We start from the raw sequence: 14,255 nt of genomic DNA on the forward strand, positions 1-14,255 counted from the left end.
AAAACTACACCCTATCGATTTTTTATTTTCAAAGCATAGAGAAGGACTCTTTTAGCATATTTATTAATTTTTTGTTGTTTTCTAATATAATTTAAGAATCTCCAACCAAGTGTGTTATAAATAACATGTAATTGAGCTTCTTTTTCCCTTAATTCCTGCTCTAGATGCGAGTTAGAATTATTAATCACTTTGGTACTTAGATAAACCTGGTAATTAGTAAAACTTTTTTTATCTTCTGCCTCACCTTCAGCATTACTTAAAGGAACCTTGCTAACAATAAATGGTTCATAAACACTTTTATATTCAACTGCCATATCTGCTACTGTTCTTTTTACCAAATTATATACATTTTTTTGTACTACTGAATATTCAATATCTGAATTTTTAGCATTATTAATCGCAGCTAAAATTGATTTCGGATTTAAATCATCAATAACCCAACCTGTTTTGCCATCTTCTACTCGAGTTCCCAATGCACCACGATCATTAACTAGAACTGGTGTCTCAGATGCCCAAGCTTCGGATAAAGTATATGAAAAAGTCTCGGGACAAATAGATAATAAACAAACTAGGTCAATCTGGTATTGTTTGATAATTTCTACTATAGATTCTCTAGTATAACTTCCTAATTTAAAAACATTCTCTTTGTTTAATGCCGATAAAAGCGGATCATGAATTTCACCTATTAAATACCAGCTTATTTCTGATTTATTTGAATCAATACTGACTATATCATTAATAATAGAACTTCCTTTATGAACCGCAAAGGTCCCAATAAATGCTACTTTAAAATTATCTTTATTTACTGCGTGTTTAATTTTACTTTTAATTGGTTTTGGAATATTTAAACCATGTTCAATAACCTTAAATTTTCCATGCATTTTCGATAGATCATATTCTTTGTTAAAATTAATTTTTGCAGATTCAGACGGAAATATCAGCTGATCAAATAAGGGTAACATTTCTCTTACTGTGTTACTCCATTTTAATCTAAACTTCGTTTCATAACCCATTTTACAACTTAAACAATCGTGGCATTTCAAATCAGTCTTAGAATCTAAACAATACTCACCATCTTTATCCAGCAACAAAACCGAAGGACAAATCAAATGAAAATCATGAACTGTAAAAAGTACTGGTATACCTAGTTCCTTACAAACGTATGGTATATCAAAAGTATGTTTTTGGAAATGATGAATATGAACAATGTCAATATTGAAAGTAGTAAGAATATTGTTGAAAATCTCTTTATATTCATCATGAAACAATGTATGTGTTTCAATTTGATAGCTTAAATAAAAATTATATTGTGTTACATTGCCTCTATTGTATTCTTTCAACAATATCCTTTTACCATTTGAAACTAAAGTATAAAATACGAAATCTTCTTTTAACTCTCCTATTAAATCAGAAATGTGAAACTCAGTTCCGCCTCGTTTATGATTCCAATCCTCATCTATAGTATTGTGAACAACGAATAAAACCTTAGATTTATTTTCAAAAGTTTTCATCCTATAATTAATATTTTCAATAAAATGAGTCAAAGGATTAGTTTGAATAAACTGCTCGACTCTATTAAAATAGTAAGGGAATTTTCGGTTTAACACTTCTGAATTTCTTTTTATTAAACCTTTTTTCTCATCTTTAAATGACATTGATCCCTTATGATATACAAATGTAGCATCATCTAAAGCATTTATATATCCATGCTCTGTGACCCTACAACAGAAATCATTTTCCTCACCATAACCTTTTAAATAATTAATATCATCGAACAAACCTACTTCATTAAGTATATTTCTTTTTATTAACATACAAAAACCAACAGCTGTTGGAATCATAGGATATTTTCGAAAAGAAACATGCTCAACAAAATCTGCAAAAGAAGCTATTGTAAATCCTTCTGGAATAGCATTATCTTGACCAAAATTGGGAACCGAACAAATAGTACCATTATTAGTAAATGGTGTAACGGTGGCTATGTTCTTTGATGAATATGCACAATCATTCATTTTAGACAGCCAATTTTTAGTTAGTATTGTATCGCTATTTAGCAAAATAACATCGGTATTTGAGTACTCCATCCCTCTGTTTACCGTCTTAACAAAACCTTGATTTACATCATTATACAAAACAATAATATTTCTATGCATTGTTTGTAAATGGTCCAAATATGGTTTTATTCTTACATCAGGACTTTTATCATCAATAAGAAGTAATCTAAATGGATAATCTGTTTGTTTAAATATTGAATCAATACATTCAACTAAATCTTCATAGGCATTATAAATTGGAATAATAATATCATATACTTCTGGACCTTTAGTTCTCATAAATTCACCTGTCTAGTTCTCATTTTAAGATATCCATCTTTAGTAATCCCAACATTACAATTAAGATAAGGGTCTTCACGCAAAACTTTCTTCCATTTTTCGTATAATTTTTTAGAGGTTATTATAATTTCTTCGTTACTATTATCTAGAAATTGAATATATGGGTTATAAATATTTCTATTGTTATCTTTAATTATTCGAAGACAAAAATCGAGAATATTGAATTCTCCTTCATTATACATTTGTTGAAATATTTTTTTTTCAAACATAAATATTTTTGGAAAAGTCATTGTGATATTTTGAACTCTCATCACTCTTCCTAAGTAACCAAATTCGTCAGAGTCAATATTTACATCAGGATAAACTGTTTCTAAAACGCATTTTTCGTCATTAAAATTAATATATCCTCCAGCATACCTTATTTTATTTCCTCTTGTTAATACTTTTCCTGTTACAAGGCCAACTTCTTTTCTCTCCGAATACATTAATAATTCTTCTAACCAATTCGAATTTGATGGTTCTACTTCAATACTATCATAAAAAAACAAAACATGTTCGCCTTTAGTTGTTCCAATTAATTCTTGCATCTTTATATTTATTTCTGAAAAATCAGCTAAATTTATAGTTTTTTCATATCTTATCTTTTGTTCTTTTGTACCAACAACTATTATTTCTAAGTTCCAATTTTGTACAGTCTGAAGTATGTTTTTTATAACATTCTCATAATTGTTGTTAATGTTTATTATGATTATAGAAATACTCGTGTCTTTCTTAACCGGGAAAGAAGCTTTATAATTACCTTTGATCTTTAAATCTTCCTTTACCCTAACATTTCCGTATCCACGTCTTACTAGAGATTGCTCTAAAGCAATCCTCCCCCTGTCATATGCGTAACTTTTACTGTTAACTTCGACAGCTGTTGAACCTGGAATCATTCTCCAGTGGTAAAGCACTTTCGGAATATGCGCAATTTTTTGAGTCAGTTCTGTAAAACGAAGTATCAAATCATAATCTTGTGCACCTTCAAAACCCACCCTAAAGCCACCAATTGTATCTACTATTTGTTTCCTGTACACACCAAGATGCCCTACGTACATAAAAGAAAATAACATTTCTTGATTCCAATTATTTTTAAATGCGGGATAAATTCTTGAACCGTCAATAGTCAACTTATCCTCATCAGAATATATCAAATCAAGATCAGGTTGTTTGTTAAGTAACTTAATTACTTCAATTAATGCATCAGAAGTTATTTCATCATCATGATCTAGAAGTGCAATAAATTCACCTTCTGCCATTTTAAGTGCCTCATTTGAAGCTATCGATATATGGTTGTTTCTTTCTAGAAATTTCACTTTAATCTTGTCAGACACTTTAGTTTTCAAGTAGTCCTTTATGGATTGATTTGAAGAATTATCGTCAACAACACATAATTCCCAATTGGTATAAACCTGATTCTCAACTGATTCTATAGCTTTTATAAGCCAGTTAACATCAACATTGAATACTGGCATTATAATCGAAATTTTGGGAGAATATTTAAACATAAAACTATTCTTTTTAATGATTACTGGTTGGGATGACAGCCATTGAACATATGAAGTTCGATCATCTGGATGCCCTATCTGTGGGATATTCCGCTTAATCTTTTTTATTATCCTATTAATCAAATTAATACCCCCTACAGTTCATTCAATTAACAACTAAATTTTTAATTTGAAAGGACTTCCCTGCTTCAGCTGTATCAATTCTCATTGCAACAACTTTTTTAGGAAGGTTAAAAAAGGAAAATTTATACACTATCTTTTGCGTGCCTTGTTTCACTGGAATTTTAACAGAATTATTTTCTTTAAAACTTGGATCCTCTTCTGTTTGGAAGAATATTTGTACATAATCATTTGTTGATGCGTTTAGTTCAAACGATATATTTTTTAACAAAATTGATTTTTCGAATCGGTAAACTATATTGGGGTCATTGTTCAAAGAATTTCCGGATAGATTATCTATGTCTTGCTCTAAAACATCTATATTTGCTAGTTGAACTTTAGTTAGTTCTATACTTCGACTTTCAACTTCTGAATTGTGGATGTAAAAATATACCACATTTTTTATTAAGGGACCTGTTCCCAACAAATAAAAAAAACACGAAAATACAATAGTAATAAGTACTATAGCTTGTTTTTTGTTCATAAATCACTAACTTCCTTGTCATTTTTTGGATTATTCAACGTTAACGCTGCGCTGAAGTAAATAATTAACAAACAAAAAACAGGCAAACCATATCTTGGAATCACAAGGAATGGTAACGATAAAACAATATGGTAACACGCAAAAATAGGGATTTTAGTTATTCTTCTATTAGCAAAAAGATGTTTTAATAAATTGGCTCCCCCAATGATGCAAACACTTAATGCAATTAACATGTTAACTAACTTAATTCCTGTTTTAATAAAACCATTATTTATATAGTACGAATACACATTATCGTAAGGAAAAAACCAAGAAAACTTATTGCCAACTAACAGTCTTCCAATCTTTTTGAAATCCCAATAAAGGTACTCCCTAAAATTATTCTTAATATTTGAAATCGCAACTTTTTGTAGCCTAGCATCACCTTCACTTTGTAAGTGAGTAAAAGGATTAGTTATTTCCATAGTATTATAGGACTTCCCTCTATAAGGAGGCTCATCACCTTCAGTATCTGGTCTAGAACCTAAATAAAGAGCTGCCCCAGAACCATTACTAATAGTAGCTTTATTAAAAATTAAATAGTTTTTAATAAATACTGGGGAAATTAATAGAATAAATATTCCTAAATATATTAAATAATTTTTGACTATTTGTTTTTCTTTAAAGTTAATAAAAATATAATAAAATGAAATGATAAAGGGTAATAACAACAATATTGATCTAGTCAAAGTCGCTGCCCCTATTAACAACGATGAAATAATATAATGTTTTAATTTATTTTCCTTGTAACCTTTAATCATAAAATATATAGAACTTAAAAATAATAAGATGTATATTGGTTCTGTCAACATTGTAGGCGAAAGCTCAATTAAAGGAAAATAAATACAAAACACTAATGCTGATAAGACGCCAGTCTTCTTGTTAAACTGAGTAACCCCTATTTTATAAAGAACATATGCAGTAAAAACACTGATAAGGATATTGAACATTCGAATGAATAAGATTGGAGAACTCGTAATCCCGCTTAATATATATAGATATATTGGATTAAATGGGGCTACCCAAATTGAACTTTCATCAAAAAAAGCGTTAAGAAATCCTTCTTTTCCAATTTTCTCAGCGATTGTATAGTATACATTCTCATCCGGTAAATAAGTTAAAAGTTTAGTTCCATCTATAGGCGCAGGACTAAAATAAAAAAATAATAACCTTACTAATAATCCTATGAGCAGTACAAGTAACAACTTCTTTTTCATAATTTCCCCCACAAAAATATTGGCTTTACCGAAAAACGATTAAAGAACATCCACAAATCCAGCTTTCAATCGAACGAATAATTTATGTCCATACAAAAATAATACTAAAGAAAAAATTGTGCAATACAGTATTGAAGGAAAACTGGCTATTTGATTTGTTAGCAATGTCGTTCTAAAACCATCTATAAGATGAAACAGCGGGTTAATTTCAATAAATATTCGATACTTTTCAGGAATTATTGAAATTGGATAAATTATTGGAGTAAGATAAAACCATATATTAAGAAATACGCCTAAAAACTGTCCAACGTCCCTTAGGTAAACATTTATTGATGCAATAATCCATGATATTCCTAGTGTAAACATGCTCAAGATAACAAAATAGTACACGATTAACAATATTTTCAATCCAATAAAAACTTTAAAGTATAGCAATAGCGCTAACAGCAAAATTAAAAATATCAGAAAATTGAACATTCCAGTAACTAGATAAGAAAAAACTAGCCACTTTGTATCGATTATAGTCTTTTTAATCAAAGCGGCATTATCTAAGATAACATTAACCGATCTATTCAATACTTCGTTTACAAACATCCATGGAATTAATCCACTTAATAACCAAATAGAAAAAGTAATTCCACCGTATTCTGGCCCTAATTTTGCTTTTAAAATAAATGAAAACACAAAAGTATAAATTAAAACCGTAGATAGTGGCTGAAATATGAACCAAAATAACCCTAAAAGTGAACCGGTATATCTCTGTTTAATATCTCTTTTGACCATACTTTTCAATAAGTATTTGTTTTGGTTAAAACTAGTAATAACTGATCTAATCATTATAAACAACACCTTTATCGTTATTCTTACATATATAAGCTGCATCAAGAACGCAATCTAAGAAAGAAATCTTACACTTGTTTATAAGCAGGACTAGATATCATTTGCAACCCCAAATATATCTAAAATTGCTTCAAACATAAAAACCACTAGAAAAAAACAACCCATTTGGAAACTCCCTTCCATCTATGCTAAAATAAAGTCGAACTTTAGCGAAGAAGGAGACTGCCTTAATGAGTGCAAGTAAGAATGCCTACGCGGCGTCGCGTGCAAAATCAAGTGGGACGATAACGACAGAGAAAAGCTCTGTTATCTTTTGGTTATTAATTGTGTTTACAGGCTTATTCATGTTCTGGGCGCCGTTTCAGCGGGCGTTGTTTAATGGAGGGACGTATGATTTCGAGCGCTCGATCTACTCGGCTTCGGTGTGGTCCTCTATCATCATGCTGCTGATTGCAATCCTTGCTTTTTTTGTCTTCAAGCTTAAGGAACAGAAAGATGTAATGACGATTCTAGTATTCATTATGCCTCTTACTTATGTCATTTCTTTGTCAAACTCGGCCTCGCACTATTTGGCAACTAATATGGTGTACATCCAAATGCTGTATGCAACCTTCTTCATTTTAGGTGTATTTCTGACAAAAAACAAGCTTGGCGTGTCGATAGTTGCAAGTTTATTGATGATATCGGGATATTTCATTGTTTTATTCGGACTTTTGTACTGGCTCGGTAATGGAAACTTTGCAGCACACCTGGTTGGATGGTTCGCCTTTATGGATTCACCGGATTTATACCGCGATGCGATTATGACGGACTCGAACGGTTTGCGTCTGACTTCCGTTTTCCAATACGCGAATACATACGCGGCATTCTTAATTACATTATCACTTGGAGCATTGTTCTTCATTGTGAAATCTCGCAAGTGGCAAACAGTTCTACCGCATGCGTTCTTGTTGGTGCCGATCCTCGTTTCATTCTGGTTGACGCTGTCCCGGGGTGCAATTGTAGTTATTCCAGTCGTTTTCTTGATTATGTTGTTCTTCTTTTCGATAAGCAGACAAATTCTTGCTCTCCTTCAGTTCGGGCTAGCCTTCCTAACGTCAATCCTGATTCTTCAAAAGGTAACGGATATCGGAATTGGGTTACAAAAACAACCTAGCGCTTCTGAATCATGGCATGGTTGGTCAATTCTGCTCATTGCTTCTGTAGTTTTCACTGTGGTTGCTATCGTTATTCAGCTCTTCTTAGCTCCATGGTTAGAGCGAATCACAGCCCGGTTTGATACAAAAAAATATGCTACTTTCATTCTCCCGGTGGCAGCTATCGTTGTTGGTGTTCTGGGCGCTATCTTAATCCTTAGTGATACTGGATTCAAAAACATTCTTCCTGACAATGTGAAAACACGGATTGAAAATATTAACTTCCAACAGCACAGTGTTCTCGAGCGTGGAACGTTCTACAAAGACGCTATAAAACTTTGGACAGATTATCCGATTATTGGTGCCGGCGGCGGTGCTTGGGCTTCTTTATATGAGAAGTATCAAAACAATCCATACACAAGCCGACAGGCGCATAACTTCGCCCTTCAATACCTGGTTGAGGCTGGAGCGCTCGGATTCCTTGCTTTCGTAGGTTTCGTAATTGCTGTTATGGTGTTCTACATACGAAGCTATATCAAAAGTTCGCAGGAGAAACGAGATCTCCACTTCCTATTTTTCATAGTAACGATTTCACTCTTGGTCCACAGTATGATTGACTTCGATTTGAGTTATGCGTACTTGGGCGCTATTCTATTCCTAGCTCTTGGCGGGCTGCTTAGTAACAGCTCTTCAGCACCGCTTCGTTTTAAAAACGATTCTGCTGTGCTTCACAAATCATTCCCGGCGCTGCTAGCAATCTTATCGATTGTGATGTTCTACATCTCCGCTCAGCTCGTATCGGCTAATGGTTCTTATAAAGAAACGCTTGCGGTTATCAAAACAAGCCAAGATTATAATCAGATCATTAAACCATTGGACAAAGCAATTTCTCTACATCCTGCTCATCCAGATTATTTGTTAACAGGCCAAGTGAGCAGAATCGGAATTCTGCTTCAGGTCTATAATCAGATGCAGAAAGAAGATCCAACAAAAGCAGAGCCTTTTTTCAATCAGGCCCAAGATCTAATGAATCAGCTTTTGAAAAAAGAGCCGCATAACCGCTCGGTGGCCATGCAGCAACTTAATATGCTTCTTCTTAAAGGAAAGCACGAGGATGCACTAAACTGGTCCAATTCTCAAATTATAAACTACCCTTGGTACACGGAGATGTATGAAAAAAGTATATCTTTAAATATTGAGCTTGCGAATCAAGCTAATTCCAAAAACAATACACAAGAGTATAATAAAAGACTTGATGATGCCCTTACCGTTTATAAAGAAGTTCTTGCTCGCGTTGATTCCCTGAAAAACTTGCCTAAAGAGCAAGCGCAGGGTCGTCCTTTTGCCGTTACACCAGGTATGGCTTTGAATGTCGGAGAAATCAGCTATATGCGTGGAGATTACGCTGGTTCTGCTTCAACGTTCCAACCGTATATTACAGATAACCTAGATGATCAACCAAATCGTGTTCTGATCAGATGGTATCTGGCCGCTTTACAGAAACAAGGCAAGATCGATCAAGCTCTCCAGGATAAATTAATTGCAAAAGATCCCGCTGAGAAGCAAAATATTGCCGCGATTGTGGCTACGAGCTTTCCAAAACAATAAAGAAGAGGCTATCTCAAAAGGTCTAAATCGACCTGAGAGATAGCCTTTTTTGTATCATTTACTTCTCCACCCACTCCCGCCGAAGCGCAAAAAGCTCCCGCAGCTCACTCGTCGACATCTCGGTGACCCAGTTCTCGCCGGTGCCGACGATTTGTTCGCTGAGGCCTTTTTTGCGTTCAATCATCTCATCGATACGCTCTTCGAGCGTGCCCAGCGTGATGAACTTGTGCACCTGCACATCGCGGCTCTGGCCGATGCGAAAGGCCCGGTCCGTGGCCTGGTTTTCCACGGCGGGGTTCCACCAGCGGTCGTAGTGGAAAACATGATTCGCCGCTGTGAGGTTTAAACCCGTTCCTCCTGCTTTCAGCGAGAGGATGAAGATCCTGCAGCGCTCCGCCTCCGGGAGCGCGTCGTCCTGGAAGCGCGCGATCATTTCATCGCGCTTCGCCTTCGCCACAGCCCCGTGCAAAAACTGCACGGGTTCACCCCGCTCCTGCGCGATCACACGCTGCAGGATGTGGCCCATCTCGACGAACTGAGTGAAGATGAGGCAGCCGCCTCCTTCGCTTCTTAGTTCGTCGATCATTTCAAGCAGGCGCTCCAGCTTCGCTGAGCGCACAGCCCTCGCGGAGGCTACGCCGGCCCCCGCACGATCTCCTTCCTTCAGAAACAAGGAAGGATGATCACAAATCTGCTTCAGCTTCATTAGAGAAGCCAGAATTAGCCCTTTCTTTTCCATCACGGAAAGGCTATCGATTTTTTCCATCAGGCTTTGCACGACATTCTCGTAGAGTGCCCCCTGCTCGGGAGTCAAGGCCACATACGCCTTGGACTCCACTTTCTCGGGTAAGCTCAACTGAATCGCCGGATCCTTTTTGACTCGTCTTAGCAAGAAAGGACGGATCAATCGTTGAACACGTAAAGTCAGTCCCGGAGCGCCGTCAGTGCTTTTTTCAATAGGTCCCACGTAATGATGAGTGAAATGGCGCAACGTACCGAGATACCCTGGATTAATAAAGTCAAAAATCGACCAAAGCTCGGTCAACCGATTCTCCATAGGCGTACCCGTCAAGGCGATACGGTGGTGAGCATTCAGACCGCGAATTGCTTGGGATTGCTTGGTATAAGCGTTTTTGATATTTTGTGCCTCGTCTAAGCAAAGCGCGTTCCAGGTCAAGCGCGATAATTCTTCTTCATCCAGCAGAGCGATGTTGTAAGAGGTTATTACAAGATCTGCGCCTGCCACAGAAGCCTCGAACGCATCCCCCTTTGCACGCTGCGCACCGTAATGGAGATGAATGTTGAGTGAGGGTCCGAAGCGCTCAAGTTCTTTTTGCCAGTTGCCAAGTACGGAGGTCGGACAAATCAGCAACGAAGGGAGCGTATTTGCAATAGGTTGTAACCCAGTTTGGGCTTGGGCTTGGTTTTGAGCTTGGTTTTGAGCTTGGCCTTGGCTTTGGGCTCGCGCTGTCGATTGCTCAGCATTGTTTGCAGCCGCTTTTACCGCCAGCAAATAAGCAATCAACTGCACCGTCTTCCCAAGCCCCATATCATCGGCCAAGCACCCACCCAGACCAATCCCGCGCAGAAAAAGGAGCCACGACACCCCTTCCGCCTGATACGGCCTCAGATCAGCCTCCAAGCCGTCAATCTGGGCAAATGGCAATGATTCTCGCTGATTAAGCTTCCTTAGCAAGGTCCTTAGCGAGCTGTTTAGCTCCATATGGACCTTGAACTCTTCCTTCCGCTCGCTTGAGGAAGAGGCAGTGGCCGACTGCTCCGAAGGGTCAACCGAAAGCTGCATTTCCAGAACATCGCGAAAGGAGAATCCCTTCCTCTTCTCTCTCTGCCGTATCGCGGCTTTCATCTGCTCTAAGTCCGCAGGATTCAACTGCACCCATCTGCCGCGAATATAGATCAACCTCTTTTTCTGCTCGGCAATCTGATGAAATTCCTCCTCAGATAGATCGACACCGCCTAATGCCACTCGCCAGTCGAATTGGATGATGTGGTCCATGCCAAACATCGGTTTGCGCGAAGCGCCCACAGAGCTCCGCACTTTTGCTCGCAGCTGAGGCCGCGAACGGCTGAGCTCCCCCCACCACGATGGCAGGAAAACCGAGATGCCTGCAGCAGCGAGCTGCAAGCTTGATTCCGTAAGAAACTCCCAGGCCTGATCGTCTGATAACTGCTCTACGATCTTTCCCTTCTGAAACTCACTTTCAAGTTGTGGCAAAATGCGCAGCACCCGATCCGTTTGATTCTGGATGCTGGCACCAATACTATCCTGCCATGCCTCGGGAACTCTCCCCACCAGACTATTCCCCGTCGTACTGAATTCCACGAAATGATTGGCATCCCTACGATCCTGCGCGATGAATCTTAGGCGCCAGTCAGCTCCGTCATCTTTGGCAGTCGTCGTCCCGTCTACATACGTTTCCGCATAGGGCTCCACGAGCTGCACGCAGATTCGGTAAGGTGTGCCGTCCTGCTTCCAGCCAATCGCCAGCAGCCAATCGTCCTCTTGCATCCAGCTTACTTCAGCGGAAGGTCCTTCTTGCAGCAGGACGTTGCCCTCCGATAGGCGGCTCCATGCCATACCAATCTCCGACTCTGGCGCTTCTTTCACTAGCTCCAAAGCTGCGGCATTAAACCAATCGAGCCAGAAACCCTCGCCCTGCCGCCCATTGTATAGCTGCTCAAGCTCTCCCAGTTTCGCACCTGGCAGCTGCGGTTTCCACCCCATGCCGCTTTGAAGCCAATGCCTGAAAGACGGCATGTACCAACCGGCATCTAACGCCTCTTTAAGCAGTGCAGCCCCTTTTTTCATCAAAAGTACATCCGTATCCCAGGATAATTTCCCATGCAATAAAGTGCCCGGCGCAGCCAAATAATCCAAAGCCACATAAGGTGTCACAACCAAGCACTCACCGTACCCGGTTCGAATAATTTCGAGCTGTGTGCCATAAAAGGACCCTTCATGCCAAGCAAACAGCAGCTTTCGCAACGCATAGCCTGGAACCTCGTTGGCCTGCTCTGTCTCTCCATAGAAGGCGAAGCTCCCTGTTGGGAGCTTTTGCACGCGAATATGTATCTGTGACAAGCTGATCATATCAGTAGTTTCCCTTTCCGTAATTCCTCTTGAAATGCACGGTAACGCGCATATTGCTTGATAAGCTGCACCAAATAAGCCTCAAATCTAGGCGTTTGCTTCAGCTTTTTATAGGCAGCCGCCAGCTTTTTGAGGAGTTTGACCGCTTGTTTATACGATTCACGATTTTTAACTTGGAGGATTTCTTCAATCGCATAATGATACAGCGGCAGCAGTGCGTGAATATTGGCTTTCTCAACCATTTTCAGCTGAGCAGCATCGATATCTAGGGGAGATATGCTTAACAAAAGCATCAAATCTGCCCATGCCTGATACTCCTCTTTCCCCAGCAAGAAACGAGAATAGTGCCGATAACTGCCAGGAAGAAGCTCCACCATGGCTTTCCTGTACTCTTCTTCAAGGCCAGGACTACTCGCTGCCGCCTCTTCCCACAAATCAAAATACTCGGCTGCATGATACGTTACTTCCTTGCGGATCGCAGGACCAAGCCATCTGAGCCATTTCAACAATCGATCCCACTGCTCGTCCTTCCCAAAAGATTTCAGATACCCAAACCAATTCCCTTGCTCGATCACATCAAGATCAGTTAGGACGCGATCCCAAGCATTTTCATCCTCGTCAGACAAAATATCAAAATGAGCTAACGCCATAACCGCCGCTTCATGCTCAGTTTTACTTCTCCCTCTATCGCCTGCAATCTTCCTTAATCTTACAAGCTCGTCCGCTACAAATTGTTTATCATACAACAAACCAGACCACAGCAATTTACTGATCTCAAACCATTTGCCTCTGGAATCCCCTGCTACCTCCTTAGAAACCTGTACGGCCACGTATGCCGCAAGCTCCTTCAAATGTTCTGGGTACTTCCTCTGGGCATGTTCCATATCGATGTTAAGCATAACAGCTGTCAGCTGTCCTTGACTGTGCTTCGTAATTTTGGAGAAAAAGTAACCGGCATTATAAAAGAAGTCATACACACCTGACTTCGCATCAGCCAAAGCATCGCACAGCTGAGTTAGGTACAGGACAACTTGGATATCATAGATCCCCCTAATCGTCAGCTCCCAATCGTCAGCCAGCTGATTGAGTTGTCCCCACGCCCGCATATATAATTCCTCGACGCTAAAAGCGTTATATACTTTGGCAGTCGCATATTGCTTATCAAAATAGAAGATCCATTCCGCGCACGTTCCTGTCGCTTTCGGCGTGTTAACTGGGCCGCGGGCTGTTAGATCGAATTGTGGTTTAGCATCTAGTTCTTGCATCCCTGACCCTCCCTCACTCAAAAAAAGCTATCTATTCATTATACAGGAAAAGGCGTCCATCGATAAAAAAAACCCTAGTTGGAATCTTCACAGATTCAGACTAGGGCGTCGTCATTATTTGTCGCGCATCATGCCTTGGTGTGGATGCGGGTGAGTACCGCAATACTCATCTGTCTCTTCATACGTGCACACATGCTCATAAACAGGTACACAATGATGTCTATTTACGATTTGAATAGGGTGAATAACTTGAACCTTTTGCGGATGATAGAAATCTCTAACTACTCTTTCTGGACTTGTCATTATAGGGTCAGCTGGGGGACACTGAAATTGTTTTCCTTGGCCAGGTTGATTCGGTTGATAAGCCATTGATTAAGTCAACTCCTCTTTAGGTTTGAGATAGTATACGTCTATGCCTAGTCCAAGGAATGTACCAATGCCTAGTTTCTCAATAAATAGGCTCTTTTTTACTGGCCAAGCAGGTAGATGTCCAAGCAGAGTGAAAATTGACAGGC

At 38.8% G+C, this 14,255-nt stretch carries 9 protein-coding genes; 1 reads left to right on the forward strand and 8 read right to left on the reverse strand.

Translation table 11 applies throughout. The annotated features are described in order from the left end of the window. Positions 1-11 precede the first annotated feature (11 nt). Genes AC58UW_RS31875 through AC58UW_RS31895 form a run of 5 tightly spaced genes read right to left on the reverse strand, consistent with a single transcriptional unit; the run spans position 12 to position 6,616 of the window. The gene (locus AC58UW_RS31875; RefSeq protein WP_497424526.1) at positions 12-2,333 is read right to left on the reverse strand and encodes a glycosyltransferase; all 2,322 of its coding nucleotides are present in this window, start codon (positions 2,331-2,333) and stop codon (positions 12-14) included. Beyond that, positions 2,330-4,003, reverse strand: a complete 1,674-nt coding sequence (locus AC58UW_RS31880) for a glycosyltransferase family 2 protein (protein ID WP_497424527.1) — start codon at positions 4,001-4,003, stop codon at positions 2,330-2,332. Before AC58UW_RS31880 ends, AC58UW_RS31875 begins: the two co-directional genes overlap by 4 nt. Before the next feature lie 22 nt (positions 4,004-4,025). Further along, positions 4,026-4,523 (reverse strand): hypothetical protein, encoded by a 498-nt coding sequence (locus AC58UW_RS31885; protein ID WP_497424528.1) that lies wholly within the window; start codon positions 4,521-4,523, stop codon positions 4,026-4,028. Next, positions 4,520-5,779 carry an ArnT family glycosyltransferase gene (locus AC58UW_RS31890; RefSeq protein ID WP_497424529.1) on the reverse strand — a complete coding sequence of 420 codons (1,260 nt, stop codon included), beginning with the start codon at positions 5,777-5,779 and terminating at the stop codon, positions 4,520-4,522. Before AC58UW_RS31890 ends, AC58UW_RS31885 begins: the two co-directional genes overlap by 4 nt. 39 nt (positions 5,780-5,818) lie before the next feature. Next, a complete protein-coding gene (locus AC58UW_RS31895; RefSeq protein WP_497424530.1) occupies positions 5,819-6,616 on the reverse strand; it encodes an ABC transporter permease in 798 nt (265 codons plus the stop codon). A gap of 233 nt (positions 6,617-6,849) precedes the next feature. Between AC58UW_RS31895 and AC58UW_RS31900 the strand changes: the two genes are divergently transcribed. Then, positions 6,850-9,363 (forward strand): O-antigen ligase family protein, encoded by a 2,514-nt coding sequence (locus AC58UW_RS31900; RefSeq protein ID WP_497424531.1) that lies wholly within the window; start codon positions 6,850-6,852, stop codon positions 9,361-9,363. A 58-nt stretch (positions 9,364-9,421) separates the two neighbouring features. Here AC58UW_RS31900 and AC58UW_RS31905 read toward each other — a convergent pair whose 3' ends face one another. The 3 genes from AC58UW_RS31905 to AC58UW_RS31915 all read right to left on the reverse strand — a co-directional run bounded on the left by AC58UW_RS31905 (position 9,422) and on the right by AC58UW_RS31915 (position 14,109). Further along, positions 9,422-12,475 carry a DEAD/DEAH box helicase gene (locus tag AC58UW_RS31905; protein ID WP_497424532.1) on the reverse strand — a complete coding sequence of 1,018 codons (3,054 nt, stop codon included), beginning with the start codon at positions 12,473-12,475 and terminating at the stop codon, positions 9,422-9,424. After that, positions 12,472-13,740, reverse strand: coding sequence for a hypothetical protein (locus AC58UW_RS31910; RefSeq protein ID WP_497424533.1), 1,269 nt, complete (start codon positions 13,738-13,740; stop codon positions 12,472-12,474). The genes AC58UW_RS31905 and AC58UW_RS31910 overlap by 4 nt, the downstream gene beginning before the upstream one ends. 114 nt (positions 13,741-13,854) lie before the next feature. Continuing rightward, entirely contained in the window at positions 13,855-14,109 is a 255-nt protein-coding gene (locus tag AC58UW_RS31915) for a hypothetical protein (RefSeq protein WP_497424534.1), read from the reverse strand. Positions 14,110-14,255 lie beyond the last annotated feature (146 nt).

Source organism: Paenibacillus sp. J22R160 (genome assembly GCF_059692135.1).

Excerpts from the sequence above, each read along its gene's own strand:
- AC58UW_RS31875 (WP_497424526.1), bottom strand. The coding sequence starts at position 2,333 with ATGAGAACTAAAGGTCCAGAAGTATATGATATTATTATTCCAATTTAT.
- AC58UW_RS31885 (WP_497424528.1), bottom strand. The coding sequence starts at position 4,523 with ATGAACAAAAAACAAGCTATAGTACTTATTACTATTGTATTTTCGTGT.
- AC58UW_RS31890 (WP_497424529.1), bottom strand. The coding sequence starts at position 5,779 with ATGAAAAAGAAGTTGTTACTTGTACTGCTCATAGGATTATTAGTAAGG.
- AC58UW_RS31895 (WP_497424530.1), bottom strand. The coding sequence starts at position 6,616 with ATGATTAGATCAGTTATTACTAGTTTTAACCAAAACAAATACTTATTG.
- AC58UW_RS31900 (WP_497424531.1), top strand. The coding sequence starts at position 6,850 with ATGAGTGCAAGTAAGAATGCCTACGCGGCGTCGCGTGCAAAATCAAGT.
- AC58UW_RS31905 (WP_497424532.1), bottom strand. The coding sequence starts at position 12,475 with ATGATCAGCTTGTCACAGATACATATTCGCGTGCAAAAGCTCCCAACA.
- AC58UW_RS31910 (WP_497424533.1), bottom strand. The coding sequence starts at position 13,740 with ATGCAAGAACTAGATGCTAAACCACAATTCGATCTAACAGCCCGCGGC.
- AC58UW_RS31915 (WP_497424534.1), bottom strand. The coding sequence starts at position 14,109 with ATGGCTTATCAACCGAATCAACCTGGCCAAGGAAAACAATTTCAGTGT.